At 71.4% G+C, this 19,106-nt stretch carries 16 protein-coding genes and 1 riboswitch; of the genes, 15 read left to right on the top strand and 1 reads right to left on the bottom strand.

Annotated elements, in window-relative coordinates; genetic code table 11:
* Positions 1–30 precede the first annotated feature (30 nt).
* Positions 31–780, top strand: coding sequence for an acetyltransferase-like protein (locus OO67_RS31075; RefSeq protein ID WP_033305129.1), 750 nt, complete (start codon positions 31–33; stop codon positions 778–780).
* 232 nt (positions 781–1,012) lie between these two features.
* Here the strand turns inward: OO67_RS31075 and OO67_RS31070 are convergent, their stop codons facing one another.
* Positions 1,013–1,843, bottom strand: coding sequence for a DUF4352 domain-containing protein (locus OO67_RS31070; RefSeq protein ID WP_033305128.1), 831 nt, complete (start codon positions 1,841–1,843; stop codon positions 1,013–1,015).
* Between the two features lie 195 nt (positions 1,844–2,038).
* Between OO67_RS31070 and OO67_RS31065 the strand changes: the two genes are divergently transcribed.
* The 14 genes from OO67_RS31065 to OO67_RS31000 all read left to right on the top strand — a co-directional run bounded on the left by OO67_RS31065 (position 2,039) and on the right by OO67_RS31000 (position 19,074).
* On the top strand, positions 2,039–4,147 hold the full coding sequence (locus OO67_RS31065) for an N-6 DNA methylase (RefSeq protein ID WP_208861105.1): 2,109 nt from the start codon (positions 2,039–2,041) through the stop codon (positions 4,145–4,147).
* Positions 4,148–4,248: 101 nt separating this feature from the next.
* The gene (locus tag OO67_RS31060; protein WP_033305127.1) at positions 4,249–4,914 is read left to right on the top strand and encodes a hypothetical protein; all 666 of its coding nucleotides are present in this window, start codon (positions 4,249–4,251) and stop codon (positions 4,912–4,914) included.
* A complete protein-coding gene (locus OO67_RS31055; protein ID WP_033305126.1) occupies positions 4,911–6,467 on the top strand; it encodes a serine/threonine-protein kinase in 1,557 nt (518 codons plus the stop codon). The genes OO67_RS31060 and OO67_RS31055 overlap by 4 nt, the downstream gene beginning before the upstream one ends.
* A 169-nt stretch (positions 6,468–6,636) precedes the next feature.
* The gene (locus OO67_RS31050; RefSeq protein WP_033305125.1) at positions 6,637–7,293 is read left to right on the top strand and encodes a SurA N-terminal domain-containing protein; all 657 of its coding nucleotides are present in this window, start codon (positions 6,637–6,639) and stop codon (positions 7,291–7,293) included.
* Positions 7,294–7,323: 30 nt separating this feature from the next.
* Positions 7,324–8,310, top strand: coding sequence for a nucleoside triphosphate pyrophosphohydrolase (locus OO67_RS31045; protein WP_033305124.1), 987 nt, complete (start codon positions 7,324–7,326; stop codon positions 8,308–8,310).
* On the top strand, positions 8,307–9,602 hold the full coding sequence (locus tag OO67_RS31040) for a cytochrome P450 family protein (protein WP_033305123.1): 1,296 nt from the start codon (positions 8,307–8,309) through the stop codon (positions 9,600–9,602). Before OO67_RS31045 ends, OO67_RS31040 begins: the two co-directional genes overlap by 4 nt.
* A 105-nt stretch (positions 9,603–9,707) precedes the next feature.
* Entirely contained in the window at positions 9,708–10,724 is a 1,017-nt protein-coding gene (locus OO67_RS31035; protein ID WP_033305122.1) for a LysM peptidoglycan-binding domain-containing protein, read from the top strand.
* Between the two features lie 290 nt (positions 10,725–11,014).
* A riboswitch (cyclic di-AMP (ydaO/yuaA leader) is annotated at positions 11,015–11,186 on the top strand.
* A complete protein-coding gene (locus tag OO67_RS31030; protein WP_033305121.1) occupies positions 11,187–11,879 on the top strand; it encodes a LysM peptidoglycan-binding domain-containing protein in 693 nt (230 codons plus the stop codon). It abuts the riboswitch before it with no gap.
* A gap of 315 nt (positions 11,880–12,194) precedes the next feature.
* Complete coding sequence (eno, locus tag OO67_RS31025; protein ID WP_033305120.1) at positions 12,195–13,481, top strand: phosphopyruvate hydratase; 1,287 nt, start codon at positions 12,195–12,197, stop codon at positions 13,479–13,481.
* A gap of 94 nt (positions 13,482–13,575) precedes the next feature.
* Complete coding sequence (locus tag OO67_RS31020; protein WP_033305119.1) at positions 13,576–14,046, top strand: FtsB family cell division protein; 471 nt, start codon at positions 13,576–13,578, stop codon at positions 14,044–14,046.
* Positions 14,047–14,148: 102 nt separating this feature from the next.
* On the top strand, positions 14,149–14,691 hold the full coding sequence (locus OO67_RS31015; RefSeq protein WP_033305118.1) for a DUF501 domain-containing protein: 543 nt from the start codon (positions 14,149–14,151) through the stop codon (positions 14,689–14,691).
* Positions 14,692–14,725: 34 nt separating this feature from the next.
* Positions 14,726–15,667: a Ppx/GppA phosphatase family protein gene (locus OO67_RS31010; protein WP_033305117.1), complete on the top strand. Its 942-nt coding sequence runs from the start codon at positions 14,726–14,728 to the stop codon at positions 15,665–15,667.
* 448 nt (positions 15,668–16,115) lie between these two features.
* A complete protein-coding gene (locus tag OO67_RS31005) occupies positions 16,116–17,519 on the top strand; it encodes an NAD(P)/FAD-dependent oxidoreductase (RefSeq protein WP_078598378.1) in 1,404 nt (467 codons plus the stop codon).
* A 262-nt stretch (positions 17,520–17,781) separates the two neighbouring features.
* Complete coding sequence (locus OO67_RS31000; RefSeq protein WP_033305115.1) at positions 17,782–19,074, top strand: SAM-dependent methyltransferase; 1,293 nt, start codon at positions 17,782–17,784, stop codon at positions 19,072–19,074.
* Positions 19,075–19,106: the final 32 nt, after the last annotated feature.

The raw sequence follows: 19,106 nt of genomic DNA, 5'->3' as shown, positions 1-19,106 counted from the left end.
GCGGGGCGGCGCGGTGCATAGCGTGGCCGCATGGACCTGAAGATCACTACGCTCGCCGAGCGGCCGGAGCTCGCCGAGGCGCTCGAGGCGATGCCCGACACCTGGCCCGCCTTCGTTCTGGAGGACCTGGTCGGCTGGGCGAACTTCCCCCGTATAGCCGCCGAGTTCCCCGAGTTCGTGCTCGTCGCCACCGATCCCGAGGGCACGGTGGTGGCCCGGGGGTACAGCGTGCCCTTCGCCCTCGGCGCGCCGGGGCGGGGGAAGCTGCCGGAAGGCGGGTGGGACCAGGTGTTGTTGTGGGCCTTCTCCGACCTGCGGCACGGGCGCACTCCGGACACCGTCAGCGCGATCGAGATCACGGTGACGACCGGGCGGCTCGGGCAGGGCATCTCTGGGCACATGGTGGCCGCGATGCGGGAGAACGCCAGGCGCCTCGGATTCCGGGAACTCGTCGCCCCGGTCCGGCCGAGCGGGAAGCACGCAGAGGCCGCGGCGCCGATGGAGGAGTACGCCCGGCGCGTCCGGGAGGAGGACGGGCTGCCGTACGACCCCTGGCTGCGGGTCCACGTGCGGGCCGGCGGAGTCATCGAGGCGGTGGCCCCGGTGTCGATGACGGTGAGCGGGACCCTGGACCAGTGGCGGACCTGGACCGGGCTGCCGTTCGACACGGAGGGGTTCGTGGAGGTGCCGGGTGCCCTGGTGCCGGTGCACTGTTCGCTCACCCACGGGTACGCCGTCTATGCCGAGCCGAACGTCTGGGTGCGTCACCGGACGGCCTGACGCCACAGGGCCGGCTCGCCCCTGAGGGGGCTGCCGGCCCTGGGAGCGGGCGGACCTCCGGCGCGGGGCTCCGGGCGTCCCGCAGGCCGGCGGAGGGGAGTCGCGCGACACCCGGTGGACCGGGTGTCGCGCGGGCCGGGTGACGGTGTGCCGCCCGGACCGGTGGACGCGGTGTCGCGGGGACCGGGTGTCGCGCGGGCCGCAGGACGGTGTGTCGTCCGCGCTCCGGCCGTCAGAGCTTCAGGTCCCACTGGCTCGCGTCCCAGTCGAAGCCGGGGCCGACCTCGACCGTCAGGTTCTTGGCGTCGGCCGGGGCGTCGAAGGCGTACTTCGCCGTGATCTTCTTGCCCGGGAGGACGGTGCCGGTGAAGCCTTCGCCGATCCTGCCGTCGAAGATCTGCTCCGCGTTCACACCGTCCTCGCCGGCCCGGGCGTCGACGGCGACGAGCGTCGCGTCGAACTTCTCCTTGCCCTTGTTCTCGATGACGACCGAGACCGTGTAGGCGCTGTTGCCCTTGGTGTGGCCGATCGCGAACTCGTCGGCGGTGTAGGGAGCCGGGGCGCCCACGGTGACCTCCAGGCCGTCGTCGTACACGGCGGAGTCCCCCGCCCTGAGGATGTCGTCCTCGCCCTCGGTGCCCCCGGCCGCCCCGCCGTCAGCCGCCGCCCCGCCACCGGCAGCCGGCTTCGCGGAGGCCGAACTGTCCGCGACCGCCTTGTTGATGTCGGTCACCACGTCGTCCACGGCCTTGTACGTCAGGACGGCTCCGACGACCGACAGGATCAGCGACACCAGTCCGAGGACCGCGCCGAACGTCGTCACGCCCTTGTTCGTGGCCTCACCGCGCTTGGCACGGCCCCGCCCCGCGAGGCCCAGGATCAGGGCGATGAGGCCGAGGATCCCCGCGAGCCAGAAGAACAGCGGGATCAGGCCCGAGACCGTACCGATGATGCCGAGCACGAGGGCGGAGATGCCGAGCCCGTTACGGGCGGGGCGGGTGCCCGGCGTCTGCGCGGGGACGTACGGCTGCTGGGGCTGGTGCGGCTGCGTGTACTGGGACATGGCTGTGCCCTTCGATGAGGAACGGGGACTGTGAGCGGAGCGATGTGTTGCACCGGTGTGCGGCGGGTCAATAAGACCATCCGCTGTGAACCGAGTCAACACGATAATGGGTGTGAACCGCTTGTGCTGGCCTGTCGGTATGCTCACCCACACACAGCAGGTGACACCGACGTGCGCGGAACGGGAGACAGCCCAGTGCCGGATGACTCGACAGAGGTGACCGCGGCCGGAATCGCCAGGCTCGCGGGCGTGGGCCGCGCAGCCGTCAGCAACTGGCGCCGCCGGCACGCCGACTTCCCGAAACCTGTCGGAGGCACCGAAGCCAGCCCGTCCTTCGCGCTCCCCGAGGTCGAGCAGTGGCTGCGCCACCAGGGCAAACTCGCCGAGGTACCGCTGCGTGAACGGGTCTGGCAGCAGGTGGCGGGCCACCCCGACGGCGCCGTGACGGCACTGGTCCACGCGGGGTGCGCCCTCCTGCTCGTCCGGGACAGGCCCACCGCCTGGCTGGAGATCACCGCCGTCTCGGATGCCCGCATGGCAGGGGTGCTGCCCGGAGCCCTGGACCACGTACTCGCGGACCGCTTCGGACCGGAGCGGTCGGTTCACACCCCCACGGCGTCAGCCCTGCTGCCGTCCGTCCCGCTGCTGCGCGCCGCGGCCGAGCTCGCCGCGGAGACCGGTGCCCGGCAGGCCTTCGACTTCCTCTTCGGCCGCCAGCTGGACGCCAACCCGCGCCAGTACACGCTCACGCCCCCCGGGCTCGCCGAGCTGATGGCCGACCTCGCGCAACCGGCCGGGGACGCCACCCGGCGGAGTGGCAGGCAGGGCTCGCTGACGGTCCTCGACCCCGCCGCCGGAACCGGCGCCCTGCTGTGCGCCGTCGCCCGGCCCACGGCGCTCCACGCGCAGGAGACCGACCCCGACCTCGCGGCGCTCACCGCGCTCCGGCTCGCCCTGCAGTCCACCGGAAGCGGAGCCGCCGGGCCCCCGCTGGCGGTGCGGACCGGTGACACCCTGCGGGACGACGCGTTCCCCCGGCTCACCGTGGACGCCGTGCTCTGCCACCCGCCGTTCAACGAGCGCAACTGGGGGCACGCCGAACTGGCCTACGATCCACGCTGGGAGTACGGCTTCCCCGCCCGCACCGAGTCCGAGCTCGCCTGGGTCCAGCACGCCCTCGCCCACCTCCGCGAGGGCGGCACCGCCGTGCTGCTCATGCCCCCGGCCGCCGCCTCCCGCCGGTCGGGACGCCGGATCCGTGCCGATCTGCTCCGACGCGGCGCCCTCCGCGCCGTCATCGCGCTCCCGGCGGGCGCCGCGCCCCCGTACGGCATCCCGCTCCACATCTGGGTCCTCCGCAAGCCGGGTGCCGAGCAGTCCCCGGCGCCCGAACTGCTCGTCGTCGACGCGGCGGAGCCCGAGACCGCCGGCGCCCCCTCCGGCCGCGACCGGCTGGACTGGCCGGCGGTGCGCGGCGCGGTGCTCGACGCGTGGACCACCTTCGACGTGCCGGGCCGCCGGGAGCCCCTCGAAGAGCGCCCGGGGACGAGCCGAGCCGTCCCCGTCATCGAACTCCTCGACGACGACGTGGACCTGGCCCCCGCCCGCCACCTGCCGCCCCGGGCGGCCGGCGGCGGGGCGGCCGAGCTGGTCCGCGTACGGGGGCGGCTGGAGGAGACCCTGAAACTGACGGCCCGGCTCACACCGCGGCCGGCCGTCCCCTGCGAACCGGCCAGGCGGCCCTTCACCACGGTCGGCGAACTGGCCCGCGCGGGCGCCCTGCACCTGCGGACCGGGACCGGCGCCGGCAGCGGCACGGCGCCGGTCCTCACCGAGCACGACGTCCTCGCCGGCACGGCCCCCAGCGGTACGCCCCCCGTGCCGTCCGGGCCCCCCGGGGGCGAACCGCTCCTGCTGGAACCGGGGGACGTCATCGTGCCGGTACTCGGCGGCGGCTCGGTCGCCAGGGTCGTCGACGACGCCACCGCCGGCGCCGCGCTCGGCCGTAACCTCCAGCTGCTGCGCCCCGATCCGGCCGCCCTGGACCCCTGGTTCCTCGCCGGATTCCTGCGCGGCACCGCCAACAGCCGGCAGGCGAGCAGTTACGCCTCCACCGCCACGCGCCTCGACGCCCGCCGACTCCAGGTGCCGCGCCTGCCACTGGCCGAACAGCAGAGGTACGGTGCACAGTTCAGCGCCCTCGCCGCGTTCGAGGACGCGCTGCGCACGGCGGGGCGGCTCGGCGGGCAGCTGGTGCAGGGGATGTACGACGGACTCACGGACGGTTCGGTCGCCCCGGAGTGACGTGAAGCACAACGGTTGTGCACAACCCGGGACCCGTTGTCCTTGTCGGTGTATACGCTCACTGCCACACGTCCGATCATCACGCCCTCCGGGAGCAGCACATGCACGGCTACGGCTATCCGCCGGAGCAGCAGCCGAAGCGCAGTCCCACCTCGGCCACGCTGGTCACACTGCGCGTGGTGTTCGTGGCGCTCGCCCTGCTGAGCTGTGGAGTCCTCGCCTGGGCGGCCATGCTCCGGCTGGCCGTCGTCACCCGGAAGCAGCGCGACTGGTGGCTGTTCGGCCTGGTACTGGCCCTGAACGTCGGACTCGTCGCGTACCTCGGGTCGTTGCCGGAAGAGGAGGAGGTGATGACCGACGGGCAGGCGGTCATCACCCTGACCTGGATCCTGGTCGTCTTCGTCGGCACGGTCACCTACTACCTGTGGGCGGAGATACGGCACTTCGACCCGTACCGCGGTCCACAGGGAGGCCGCCACCCGGGGGCGCACCCCGGCCCGTACGGCGCCCGGCACCCGGGCGCGTCCTCGTTCCCGTCCGGCGGCTACGCGTCGCGGCAGACCGCGCCCGCGCGGCCCACCCCGTCGTCCTACGGATACCCGCCCGCCCCGCAGCGGAGCCCGGTCCCCGCACCCACTCCCGCACCGACCGCTCCCACCCCGCCGCCGGAAGTGCCGAGGGCCACGGCCCCGCAGCGCATCGACCAGGTGCGCGCCGAGCTCGACGAGCTGAGCGACTACCTCCGCAAGGAGGGTGACGCCCGGTGAACGGGCGTGTCATCGCAGGGCGTTACGAGCTGGCGACCATTCTCGGCCAGGGCGGTATGGGGCAGGTCTGGACGGCGTACGACCAGCGCCTCGACCGCAGGGTCGCGGTCAAGCTCCTGCGCCCCGACCGGGTGGCGGGCCCTACCGGCAGTCAGGCCGCCGACGACCTGCGCCGCCGGTTCGTCCGCGAGTGCCGGGTCACCGCGCAGGTCGACCACCCCGGTCTCGTCACCGTCCACGACGCGGGGAGTGACGGCGACGACCTCTATCTCGTCATGCAGTACGTCGAGGGCGCCGACCTCGCGGACCACCTCGCCGAGCACGACCCCTATCCGTGGCCCTGGGCCGTGGCGATCGCCGCACAGCTGTGCGCGGTGCTCTCCGCGGTGCACGCCGTGCCGATCGTCCACCGCGACCTCAAGCCGCGCAACGCGATGGTGAAGCCCGACGGCACCCTCACGGTGCTCGACCTGGGCATCGCCTCCGTCATGGACACGGACACCACCCGCCTGACGCACACGGGATCACCGATCGGCTCCCCGGCCTACATGGCCCCCGAACAGGCGATGGGCGGCGCGGTGGGCCCGTACACCGACCTCTACGCCCTCGGTGTGGTCCTGCACGAACTCCTCAGCGGCGACGTGCCGTTCGCCGGGTCCACCGCCCTGGGGGTCCTGCACCGCCATCTCTACGAGCCGCCCCTCCCGGTCCGTCATCTCAGGCCGGAGGTCCCCGAGGCACTCGAAGCACTCGTCCTGCGGCTGCTCTCCAAGGACCCTCAGCACCGCCCCGGCTCCGCCCAGGAGGTCTACGAGTCCCTGCGGCCCCTGCTGCCCGTCGGAGGAGCGCCGGCGGGACCCCTCGACCCGACCCGGCCCTTCCTCCGGCCGCACGCACCCTGGCCCGACCGGGCGGCCGTCCCGGCACCGGTGCCCGTCCCCGCCCAGCAGGCACCCGCAGCGCCTCAGGAGCCGCCCGCCCGGCCGAACGTGGCGCGGGCGGTCGACGACGTGAAGCGGCTGCTCGGTGAGGGCCGCATCACCCAGGCCGTCGACATCCTCGGGGGCATCCTGCCGGCCGCCGCCGCGGAGCACGGCGAGCACTCACCGGTCGTACGGATCCTGCGCAAGCAGTACGCGGCGACGCTGATGGACGACGGCCAGTACCGCCGCGCTCTGCCGGAGCTCCGCAGGCTCGCCGACGACCGCGCGGCGGAGGCCGGGCCCGCCGACTCCCAGACCCTGCAGTTCCGTTACGACGCCGCGCAGTGCCTGGAGCAGCTCGGCGAGGCGGCCGCCGCCCTCGTCGAGTACCGCGCCGTCCTCCCCTACTACGAGAACGGCTACGCGACCTCCGCCGGACCCGGCCGGGCCTTCGACATCCGCCACCGGATCGGCCATCTCCTGCTCGGTGTGGGCGACCACGCGGCGGGCCGCGCCCAGCTGCAGGCCCTTCTCTACGACACGGAGCGCGCCTACGGCCCTCACCACCACCTCCCCACGGAGCTCCGCCGGCAACTGACCCACCACCAGGACGTACGCGGTTCCGCGTAGGCCGGACCACGGCCGAAAAGACGAGCCGCGGGGGATTTCGTCCGCGACCCCACACAGACCGGTCCGGAAATCGTTGGTCGAAGCAGTGGCCCGAATCACGTCCACTGCCTAACATCGATCACCGCAAGGCTTTGTGCACTGATGCACAAACTCTCCCCGGGAGGCTCCTTTGCACCGCCGACGTCGCACCGCGCTCGCCCTTTCCGCCGCAACGCTCGTCGCTGCGCCGCTCCTGACCGCCTGCGGCAGCGAGGCCCACCCCGGTGCCGCGGCCGTGGTCGGCGGCGACCGGATCGACGTGGCCACGGTCCAGGCGCAGGCGGCCGACGTGCGCACCGCGCAGCAGGATTCGGAGCAGCCCGAGAAGCTGGTGACGGAGTCGGGCCAGCTGATCCGGGCCAAGCTGTCCGGACTGATCCTCGGAAAGGTCCTGGACCGGGCCGCCGAGGACGCGGGGGTGAGCGTCAGCCGCAAGGAGATCCAGCAGGTCCGCGGCGTCGTCGCCGAGCAGTCCGGCGGGGACGAGGGAGCGCGGACGCGGATGCTGGAGCAGAGCTGGGTGGCGCCCGGCCAGATCGAGCAGACCCTCCGCCAGGAGGTACAGATCCGGAAACTGGCCTCGGCGCTCGGCGTCGACCTGCAGAGCCCCGAGGGGATGCAGGCCGTCCAGGAGGCCCTCACCAAGGCGTCGAAGGCGCTGCACATCGACGTCAACCCGCGCTACGGCAGCTGGGACAACCAGAAGGTCCAGCTGAGCACCTACAAGGCGCCGTGGATCACGCAGGTCACCCCCGCGCAGGGGCAGGAGCCCGAGGCAGGGGCCTGACCCCGCCCGGCCGGGGGTAAATTCGACAGCGTGAACGCTGAAGATCCCGGCCGCATCGTCCTGCTCACCGCCAGCCACCGGGTCGCCCCCGGTCTGCTGTCCTGGCCCGCCTGGCAGACGCTTCACGCCGCCGACCGGGTGCTGTGCGCCGGGCGGGACCACCCGCAGCTGCCGTATCTGCGGGAGGCGGGTGTCGCCGTGGAGCACACCGCGCCCTCGGCCGAGGAACTCGTGGACGACTGCGCGGGCGGCAGGACCGTGGTGGTGCTCGTGGGAGGCGAGGGCGACCAGCGGCTCACCGACGGCCTGGCCCGGCTCGGCGGTTCGGGCCGGGTGCGGATGCCGGACCTGGAGCTGCTGCCCGGTTCGTACGACCTGCCCGGGGCGCGGCTCCTGGATCTGGTCCAGGTCATGGACCGGATCCGGCTCGAATGCCCGTGGACCTCGCAGAAGACGCACGAGGGCCTCGCGAAGTACGCCATCGAGGAGGCGTACGAACTGGTCGAGGCGATCGAGGACGGCGACCGCGAGGAACTGCGCGAGGAGCTCGGCGACGTACTGCTCCAGGTCGTCTTCCACGCGCGCATCGCGCAGGAGGACCAGGAGGAGCCGTTCGGTATCGACGACGTCGCCGCCACGATCGTCGACAAGCTGGTCCACCGGCACCCGCATGTCTTCGGCGACGAGACCGCCGAGACCCCGGAGGACGTCCACGCGCACTGGCTGCGGACGAAGGCGATCGAGAAGCAGCGCGCCTCGGTCACCGACGGGGTGCCGCTCGGCCAGCCCGGTCTGGCGCTGGCGGCCAAGCTCGGCAGCAGGGTCCGTGCCGAGGGCCTCGACGTCGCGCTCCCCGACGGCGACGGGGTCGGGGACCGGCTGCTCGCCCTCGCCGTACGGGCCGAGCAGGACGGCACCGACCCGGAGGCCGCCCTGCGGGCCGCCGCCCGCGCCTACCGGGACGCGATCCGGGCGGCGGAGGGCCTCGGCACCCCTCCCGATAGCGTCGAGGAGTGAACGACAGCCCCGAGAGCGCCCCCGCGCCCGACGCAGCGCCCGAACTCTTCACCTGGGAGTTCGCCACCGACCCGTACCCGGCCTATGCCTGGCTCCGCGAGCACAGCCCCGTGCACCGCACGGCGCTGCCCAGCGGTGTCGAGGCCTGGCTGGTGACCCGGTACGCCGACGCCAGGCAGGCCCTCGCCGACACCCGGCTCTCCAAGAACCCGGCCCACCATGCGGGGTCCGCCAACGCCAAGGGCAAGACGGGCATCCCGGGGGAGCGCAAGGCGGAGCTGATGACGCATCTGCTGAACATCGACCCCCCGGACCACACCCGGCTGCGCCGGCTCGTGTCCAAGGCGTTCACCCCGCGCCGGGTCGCGGAGTTCGCGCCGCGCGTGCAGGAACTGACGGACCGCCTCATCGACAGCTTCATCGAGGAGGGGAAGGCGGACCTCATCCATGACTTCGCCTTCCCCCTCCCCATCTACGCGATCTGCGACCTGCTCGGTGTGCCGCGCGAGGACCAGGACGACTTCCGCGACTGGGCGGGCATGATGATCCGGCACGGCGGGGGGCCGCGCGGCGGGGTGGCCAGATCGGTCAAGAAGATGCGCGGCTACCTCGCCGAACTCATCCACCGCAAGAGGGAGAATCCCGGCGACGACCTGATCTCCGGGCTGATCCGGGCGAGCGACCACGGTGAGCACCTCAGTGAGAACGAGGCCGCCGCCATGGCCTTCATCCTCCTCTTCGCCGGTTTCGAGACGACGGTGAATCTCATCGGCAACGGCACCTACGCGCTGCTGCGCAACCCGGCCCAGCGTGAACGCCTGGAACGCTCGCTGGCCGCCGGGGAGACGGAGCTGCTCGCCACGGGCATCGAGGAGCTGCTGCGCTACGACGGACCGGTGGAGCTCGCGACGTGGCGCTACGCCACCGAACCCGTGAACCTGGGAGGGCAGGACATCGCGGTGGGGGACCCCGTTCTCGTGGTGCTGGCCGCCGCCGACCGGGATCCCGAGCGGTTCCAGGATGCGGACACCCTGGATCTCGCACGGAGTGACAATCAGCACCTCGGCTACGGGCACGGCATCCACTACTGCGTGGGCGCGCCGCTGGCCCGGCTGGAGGGCCGGGTGGCGCTGGCGACGCTGTTGAGACGCCTCCCCGACCTGCGGCTCGCTGCGGAACCTGCCGATTTGCGGTGGCGCGGCGGGCTCATCATGCGTGGACTGCGCACGCTTCCCGTGGAGTTCGATCCGGGGAATCCGGCCGGTAAAGGTGACACGCTGTCAACTCCGTGACTTTCACGTGATCTCCGCTGCATCGACTTGTGACACACGTTCGAGTAGGGCTAGGTTCACCGTTCGACTCACCCGTCACATGTCAGTCACACGGAAGGCAATCCCATGGGCTCCGCGACCGGCAGACACCGTCGCCCTCGCCAGGCACCCGCCATCGTCGTCGCCGCAGGCGTCACAGGGTCGGCCATCGCCATCCCGCTGCTCGGTGCGGGCGGCGCGCAGGCCGCCGAGGCGTCGACCTGGGACCGGGTCGCCGAATGCGAGAGCGGCGGCATGTGGAGCGCCGACCTCGGCAACGGCTACTACGGCGGCCTGCAGTTCTCGCAGGACACCTGGTCCGCGTACGGAGGCACGGCGTACGCGCCCCGTGCGGACCTGGCGAGCCGCTCGCAGCAGATCGCGGTCGCGGAGAAGGTGCTCGACGAGGAGGGCTCCCAGGCGTGGGCCAGCTGCGCGGTGATCTCCGGCCTCGCCCTGGACGGGACGCTGCCCGGCATCGACCCGGGCGGCGAGGCGGCCGCCGAGCCCTCGGACACCGCGACCCCGTCCGAAACCCCCTCACCGGAGGCGTCGGACCCGGCGGACGCCGCCGGCGAGGCGGAGGACTCCGACGACTCCGACCGCTCCGGCGACTCCGGTGCGAAGGACGGGGCGAGCGGAAGCGCGTCCGACGGCCCGGACGAGGGTGACGAGGCCGGCGAGGCGTCTCCGTCCGCCACTCCGTCCCCCGAGGCCTCCGGGACGTCCGGTGCGTCGAGGGGTGACGGGGCGAAGGGTGACGGGGCGAAGGGTGGAAAGCACCGTGGCGTACCGGCTCCCGAGGCGAGCACCGGACCGGAGCTGGGCGACGGGCGCGGCGAGTCCGGCCGTCACGCCTCGCGGGGCGACTCCGACGCGCGTCAGGGCGCGGAGGGGGCGTACACCGTCCGTGAGGGCGACAACCTCTGGGCGATCGCCGACGCGCAGGAGCTTCCCGGCGGCTGGACCGCGCTCTACGAGGCCAACAGGACGGAGCTGGGCTCCGACCCTGACCTGATCCTTCCGGGCCAGAGCCTGGACCTCGGTACCGGCCTCGGTGCGGACGCGCAGGACGCCCGGACGGAGACCACCGGCGCCAACTGATCAAAAGCGGGAAAACGCCCCGAAAGCAGGGGTAGTTCAGAGGCCTATGTCCACTTATGCGTAAGTGAGACATGGGTCTCTTTGCTTCAACTGGCGCGCCCTGTCCGTCCGGTCCGTCCAAATTGGCTCCGACCTGCGGAAACGACTCCCCCTGTCGGACCGGTACGGGCTGATTAGCCGTTATGTCCATCTTTGAATGTCGGGGTTGTCTGTGATTACGGTCGGAGCCGCTCGCACCGCGGGCACCTTCGACCGTCACGCCGAATCCTGCCGTCGGCCGAAGGGGACCGACGCGTAAAGCGCCGTAGGCAGGAGCGGGGGACCCAGGTAAGTGCCGGACCCGGCCGTCGGAAGACGGGCGAGGGTGCGGCTAGGGGTGAAGTCGTCCGCGAGTGCGGGCGACCGGGCAACTCACAGGCCCGAACCCGACAGCTCACCTCGTAGGCGTCGGTGAGGAGAACCATGCTGCTTTCCAGCAAGGGCAAGCACCGTCGCCCGTCCAAGGCCGTCCGTATCGCGACCCTGGCCGGTGTCACCGGTGCCGCTGTCGCCGTACCGCTCATGGGCGCGACCGGCGCCTCCGCCGCCTCCGTCGACACCTGGGACGCCGTCGCCCAGTGCGAGTCCGGTGGCAACTGGTCCATCAACACCGGTAACGGTTACTACGGCGGCCTGCAGTTCTCGCAGTCCAGCTGGGCGGCAGCCGGTGGCACGCAGTACGCCGCCCGCGCCGATCTGGCCACCAAGGGCCAGCAGATAGCCGCCGCCGAGAAGCTCCTCGACCTCCAGGGCCCGGGCGCCTGGGCCTGCGCCGGTGCCGGCGGGCTGACGAACGACGGTGTCGACCCGGGTGTCGACACCGGCTCCGAGAAGAACGGCGACACGGCCCCGCAGGCCGCGCCGGAGCGCAAGGCCGAGCAGCCCACCACGCGCAGCGAGAAGCGCACGGCTCCCGAGGAGACCGTCACCACCCCCACCGGCGAGAAGGTCGAGAAGGGTGACGGCGAGTACAAGGTGAAGGCCGGCGACACCCTCAGCAAGATCGCCGACGCGAAGAAGGTCAAGGGCGGCTGGGAGAAGCTGTTCGACCTCAACGACGACATCGTCGACGAGGCCGACCTGATCTTCCCGGGTCAGCAGCTCCACCTGAAGTAGTCGGAAGCGGTCCGGGGTCCTCCTCCGCCCCGGAGTCCCGGCCCGGCGCGCCGACCCCCCGCGCGCCGGGCCGGAGCCGTGTCCGGCCCCCTTGCGGGGTGCGGTCGCGGGCTCGCCGTAGGGGCGAGCGTTCAATTGTTGTGGTTACTTGCCAGTAGAATTCTGGAGCTTTGCCCGGAATGCAGGCCCTTGGGTCCTTTTTCGTCCCACGGGACGGGCGGGCGGCCGACGAAGCGGGCCGAGCCGGTTAGGCTCGTGGCGCAAGGCCACAGTGACCCTGCACAAACAGTGTCAGATCCCAGAAGGAGATGCCTCGTGCCGTCCATCGACGTCGTCGTAGCCAGGGAAATCCTCGACTCCCGGGGTAACCCCACGGTCGAGGTCGAGGTTGGCCTCGACGACGGCAGCACGGGACGTGCTGCCGTTCCGTCCGGCGCCTCCACCGGTGCGTTCGAGGCCATCGAGCTTCGCGACGGTGACCCCAACCGCTACCACGGCAAGGGCGTCGAGAAGGCCGTCCTCGCCGTGATCGAGCAGATCGGCCCGGAGCTCGTCGGCTACGACGCCACCGAGCAGCGCCTCATCGACCAGGCGATGTTCGACCTGGACGCGACCGAGAACAAGGGCTCCCTCGGCGCCAACGCCATCCTCGGTGTCTCGCTGGCCGTGGCGCACGCCGCGTCCGAGGCCTCCGACCTCCCGCTGTTCCGCTACCTCGGCGGCCCGAACGCGCACCTGCTGCCCGTTCCGATGATGAACATCCTGAACGGCGGCTCGCACGCCGACTCCAACGTGGACATCCAGGAGTTCATGATCGCGCCGATCGGCGCCGAGTCCTTCTCCGAGGCCCTTCGCTGGGGCGCGGAGATCTACCACACGCTGAAGAAGGTCCTGAAGACCAAGGGCCTGTCCACCGGTCTCGGTGACGAGGGCGGCTTCGCCCCCAACCTCGAGTCCAACCGTGCCGCCCTCGACCTCATCCTCGAGGCCGTCAAGGAGGCCGGCTACGTCCCGGGCCGCGACATCGCGCTCGCGCTCGACGTCGCAGCGTCCGAGTTCTACAAGGACGGCGTCTACGAGTTCGAGGGCAAGTCCCGCTCGGCCGCCGAGATGACCGAGTACTACGAGGAGCTCGTCTCCGCGTACCCGCTGGTCTCCATCGAGGACCCGTTGTACGAGGACGACTGGGCGGGCTGGAAGGTCATCACCGACAAGATCGGCTCCAAGGTGCAGATCGTCGGTGACGACCTGTTCGTCACCAACCCCGAGCGTCTCGCCCGCGGCATCGAGGAGGGCTCGGCCAACGCCCTGCTCGTCAAGGTCAACCAGATCGGTTCGCTGACCGAGACCCTGGACGCCGTCGAGCTGGCCCAGCGCAACGGCTTCAAGTGCATGATGTCCCACCGCTCCGGTGAGACCGAGGACGTCACCATCGCCGACCTCGCCGTCGCCGTGAACTGCGGCCAGATCAAGACCGGCGCCCCGGCCCGCTCGGACCGCGTCGCCAAGTACAACCAGCTGCTGCGCATCGAGGAGATCCTCGACGACGCCGCGGTCTACGCCGGGCGTTCGGCGTTCCCGCGGTTCCGCTTCGAGGGCTGACAGCCCGCGTCCGGGGCACCAGCCTCCGTCCGTCCCCGCATCCGGTCCCGTACCGTGTGCGGGGACGGACGTGCGTAACGGGGAGGCGTGAGACATGGCCGGGAAGAACCGCGACCGGTTCTCCACCGCGACCAGGCTGCGGCTGCTCGGTGAGCAGACGGCGGCCCGCGTCTACCGGTCCCAGAACCGCAGGCAGGCCCGCCGCTCCCGGCTCACCGGCCGGGCCGCGTTCCTCGCCCTGATCGTCTGTTCCCTCGTGGTCGCCCTCGCGTATCCCATGCGGCAGTACATCTCCCAGCGCGACCAGATCGCGGAACAGGAGAGGCTCTCGCAGGAGGCCCGCCAGCGCACCGAGGAGCTGCGCGACGAGAAGGCGCGGCTCAAGGACGACGCGTACATCCGTCGTCTCGCACGCCAGCACCTCCACTACGTGATGCCCGGCGAGACCGCCTACACGGTGGTCGACCCGGACGCGGCCGAGGTGCGGCGGGGCGAGCCGGGGGCGACGGGGCGGCCCTGGCACTCCAACCTGTGGGACGGCGTCGACAGCGCGGACCGCGAGTGACCCCGCCCCCGCGCCGGGTCCGGTGACCACGACGGTCCCTCCGCGCCCAGCCCTCCCCCCGCACCGATTCATACAGTCCGACCGATGACATTCAAGGCAGGCATGGACACGCCCCCTCCGCAGACCGAATCCACCACGCCCACCGATGCGGACATCGCCGCGTTCGAGCTCCAGCTCGGCCGGCCGCCGCGTGGGCTGCGCGCCATCGCGCACCGCTGTCCGTGCGGCAACCCGGACGTGGTCGAGACACAGCCCCGTCTGGAGGACGGCACGCCGTTCCCGACGACGTACTACCTGACCTGCCCGCGTGCCGCGTCCGCGATCGGCACGCTGGAGGCCAACGGGGTCATGAAGGAGATGACCGAGCGGCTCACCACGGACCCGGAGCTGGCCGCCGCCTACCGCGCCGCGCACGAGGACTACCTCGCACGGCGCGACGCCATCGAGGTCCTGGAGGGCTTCCCGAGCGCGGGCGGCATGCCGGACCGGGTGAAGTGCCTGCACGTCCTGGTCGGCCACTCGCTGGCGGCGGGCCCCGGCGTGAACCCGCTGGGCGACGAGGCGATCGCGATGCTGCCGGAATGGTGGGCGAAGGGGCCGTGCGTCACGCCGTGCGGTTCCGAGGCCGAACCGGACGCGTCCTGACCTTGCGCGCCGCCCGTACAACCACAGGAGCCCCATGACCCGCGTTGCCGCCATCGACTGCGGTACCAACTCGATCCGCCTGCTCGTCGCGGACGTGGACCCCGCGACCGGGGACTTCAGCGAGCTCGACCGCCGGATGCGGATCGTCCGGCTCGGCCAGGGCGTCGACCGGACCGGCCGGATGGCACCCGAAGCGCTCGAACGCACCTTTGACGCCTGCCGTGAGTACGCGGAGGCGGTCAAGGAGCTGGGCGCCGAGCGGATCCGGTTCGTCGCCACGTCGGCCTCGCGCGACGCGGAGAACAGCGACACGTTCGTCCGGGGCGTCCTGGAGATCCTGGGCGTCGAGCCCGAGGTCATCACGGGCGACCAGGAGGCGCAGCTCTCCTTCGACGGCGCCACCAAGGAACTGGTGGGCAGCGACCACCTGGAGAAGCCGTATCTCGTCGTGGACATCGGTGGCGGCTCCACCGAGTTCGTCGTCGGTGACGACCGTGTCCGCGCCGCCCGGTCCGTGGACATCGGCTGCGTACGCATGACCGAGCGTCACCTCGTCCTGGACGGGGCCGTCGTGGATCCGGCCACGCCGGACCGGGTCGCCGCGATCCGCGCGGACATCGATGCCGCCCTGGATCTCGCCGAGGAGACCGTGCCGCTCTCCTCGGCGGCGACGCTCGTCGGACTGGCCGGGACGGTCACCACCGTCGCCGCCATGGCGCTCGGGCTGGAGGAGTACGACTCCGAGGCGATCCACCACTCCCGGGTCTCCCTCGAGCAGGTACGGGAGATCACCGGCCGGCTGCTCGCCTCGACCCACGCGGAGCGCGCGGCGGTCCCCGCGATGCATCCGGGCCGGGTCGACGTGATCACCTCGGGGGCGCTCGTGCTGCTCGCGGTGATGGAGCGGGCCGGGGCTCGAGAGGTCGTCGTCAGCGAACACGACATTCTCGACGGGATCGCCTGGTCGGCCGCCTGATCACAGCGCGGGGGCAGACGCGGTGAGATGTCGCTCAAACGCATCCCCGCCTGCACTTTTGAGCTGGTGAAGACCTCTCCGGACCTGTTCGGGGAGGTCTTTCGCGTGGGGCGACGAGAAACTTCGTGAACTTCTTCACAAGGAATTCGGCCCCACTGGGCGAAGTTCTGCTCCGAGGGGGCCGTGCAGGCGGCCCGTGGGCCCGCACGGTGGTGATACGGGGGCGTTGCGGGGGTGTGGCCGGAGGGTGTCCGGGGTGGGTCGTTCATCCCGTCCGGCGGCTCAAGGGCCAGCTCACAAGTGGTGAACAACGTTCGCCGGAACGTCGTGGTTCCCGCCCCGTGGCATGACCTGGGTCACGTGGGCGGCGAAGTGTAGCAGAGGGCGGCGCATACCTTGTGAAGGGGCTCACGAGCATGCCCCCCGAGGGGGGTGGATACTCGATGGCATGAGCACCACGGAGCGTCCCAGGATCCTCGTTGTAGGCGGTGGGTACGTAGGCCTGTACGCAGCTCGTCGCATTCTGAAGAAGATGCGGTATGGAGAGGCGACCGTCACGGTCGTCGACCCGCGCTCGTACATGACGTACCAGCCCTTCCTCCCCGAAGCTGCTGCCGGCAGCATCTCGCCTCGGCATGTCGTCGTCCCGCTGCGACGCGTGCTGCCCAAGGCCGAGGTTCTCACCGGCCGTGTCACGACCATCGATCAGGACCGCAAGGTCGCCACGGTCGCGCCGCTCGTCGGCGAGGCCTACGAGCTGCCCTTCGACTACCTGGTCATCGCGATGGGCGCGGTCTCCCGCACCTTCCCGATTCCCGGCCTCGCCGAGCAGGGCATCGGCATGAAGGGCATCGAGGAGTCCATCGGTCTGCGCAACCACGTCCTCGAGCAGCTGGACAAGGCCGACTCGACGACCGATGAGGACGTCCGCCGCAAGGCGCTGACGTTCGTCTTCGTGGGCGGCGGCTTCGCCGGCGCGGAGACCATCGGCGAGGTCGAGGACATGGCCCGCGACGCGGCGAAGTACTACACGAGCGTGAAGCGCGAGGACATGCGTTTCATCCTGGTCGACGCCGCCGACAAGATCCTTCCCGAGGTCGGCCCGAAGCTGGGCGCGTACGGCAAGGAGCACCTGGAGAGCCGTGGTGTCGAGGTCTACCTCTCGACCTCCATGGACTCCTGCGTCGACGGTCACGTGGTGCTGAAGAACGGCCTCGAGGTCGACTCCAGCACGATCGTGTGGACGGCCGGCGTGAAGCCGAACCCGGCGCTGGCGCGCTTCGGTCTGCCGCTCGGCCCCCGTGGTCACGTGGACACCTCCGAGAAGCTCCAGGTCCAGGGCACCGACTACATCTGGGCCGCAGGCGACAACGCCCAGGTGCCGGACATGGTCGGACGCCGCGCGGGCAACCCGAACGCCTGGTGCCCGCCGAACGCCCAGCACGCGCTGCGTCAGGCGAAGGTCCTCGGCGACAACGTCATCTCCGGCATGCGGGGCTTCCCGCAGAAGGAGTACAGCCACGCCAACAAGGGTGCGGTCGCCGGACTCGGCCTCCACAAGGGCGTCGCGATGATCGTCATCGGCAAGGTGAAGATCAAGCTCAAGGGCCGTCTCGCCTGGTACATGCACCGTGGCTACCACGGCATGGCGATGCCGACCTGGAACCGCAAGATCCGGATCTTCGCGGACTGGACACTGGCGATGTTCCTGAAGCGCGAGGTCGTCTCGCTCGGCGCCATGGAGACTCCGCGTGAGGAGTTCTACGAGGCGGCCAAGCCGAGCCCGGCGCCCGTCGCGGCCAAGGCCGACGGCGACAAGAGCAAGACCGGCGAGAAGGCCAAGGCCTCCTAGCGCCCGCACGTCACCGAAGGGGTCGTCCGCCATCCGTGGTGCGGACGGCCCCTTCGGCGTTCCAGGACGCCCTGGTGCGCACGGAACTAGATGGCAAGTGCAAGTATTTTGCCGTTCCGTTGCCCCGGACGGGGATGGCATGGGTGCCGGGCGGCGTTGACGCCGGTGTACCTCGCCGTGGCCCCGAGGTGTCGCGGCCCGGTTCGGGTGCGTATATGCGAATTTAGGCACGTTCGGAAACACCACCACGGAGGTGTGCACCATGGCCGACGCCGCATCGCGGCTGACCGCTCTTGCCGAAGAGTTGCTGGGAGAACCCCTGCCGGTCCGGATCCGGGCCTGGGACGGCAGCGAATCCGGGCCGCCGGGTGCCCCCACCCTCGTCCTGCGCCACCGCCGCGCCCTGCGCCGACTGCTCTGGAAGCCGGGCGAACTGGGCCTGGCCCGCGCCTGGGTGGCGGGGGAGATCGACGTCGACGGGGATCTGTACGCCGCCCTGAACGCCGTGGCGTCGCTGCTCTGGGAGCGCGGCGCCGACGCGAAGGACACCGTCCATCCCGTCCGTGACCCGAGGGTGCGGGCGTTCGCCCGGGGTCTCGTCCAGCTGGCCGGTCCCTGGCCGCTGCCCCGGCCGCCCGCCGAGGAGGTCCGCCGCCGCACCGGCCCGCTGCACACCAAGCGCCGCGACAGGGAAGCCATCAGCCACCACTACGACGTGGGCAACGACTTCTACGCCATGGTCCTCGGCCCCTCCATGGTCTACTCCTGCGCGTACTGGCAGGACGGTGCCACACTCGAGGACGCCCAGCGCGACAAGCTCGACCTCGTCTGCCGCAAGCTCGCCCTCCAGGAGGGGGACCGCCTCCTCGACGTCGGCTGCGGATGGGGTTCCATGGCCATCCACGCCGCCCGGGAGTACGGTGCCCGGGTCACCGGAGTGACCCTCTCCACCGAACAGGCGGCCTTCGCCCGCAAGCGCATCGCCGAGGAGGGCCTCACCGACCGCATCGAGATCCGCGTCCAGGACTACCGGGACGTCAGGGACGGCCCGTACGACGCGATCTCCTCGATCGGCATGGCCGAGCACGTGGGTTCGGTCCGATTCCGTGAGTACGCCGACGACCTCTACGCCCTGCTCGCACCCGGCGGCCGGCTGCTCAACCACCAGATCGCCCGCCGCCCCGAGAAGGACGAGTCGGCGTACCACGTCGACGCGTTCATCGACGCCTACGTCTTCCCCGACGGCGAACTGGCCCCGGTGGGCCGCACCGTCGCCACCCTGGAGGAGGCCGGTTTCGAGGCCCGGGACGTCGAGGCGATCCGCGAACACTACGCACTGACCCTGCGTCAGTGGGTGGCCAACCTGGAGAAGCACTGGAAGGAGGCCGTCCGGGCCACCTCTCCCGGCCGGGCGAGGGTGTGGCGGCTCTACATGGCCGCCTCCGCGCTCTCCTTCGAGCACAACAAGATCGGCGTCAACCAGATCCTCGCGGTGCGTCCGCGGGAGGGCGGCGCCGTGGGCATGCCGCTGCGCGCCCGTGAGTGGACGGCGTGAACGGCTGATCCAGGAACGACGGTGGGGCGGTA

Origin of the sequence: Streptomyces atroolivaceus, from assembly GCF_000717025.1 — a bacterium.
In the GTDB taxonomy this organism is placed as follows: domain Bacteria; phylum Actinomycetota; class Actinomycetes; order Streptomycetales; family Streptomycetaceae; genus Streptomyces; species Streptomyces atroolivaceus.
Note: the sequence above shows the minus strand (reverse complement) of the source record. Positions and strands in the feature narration are given on the sequence as shown.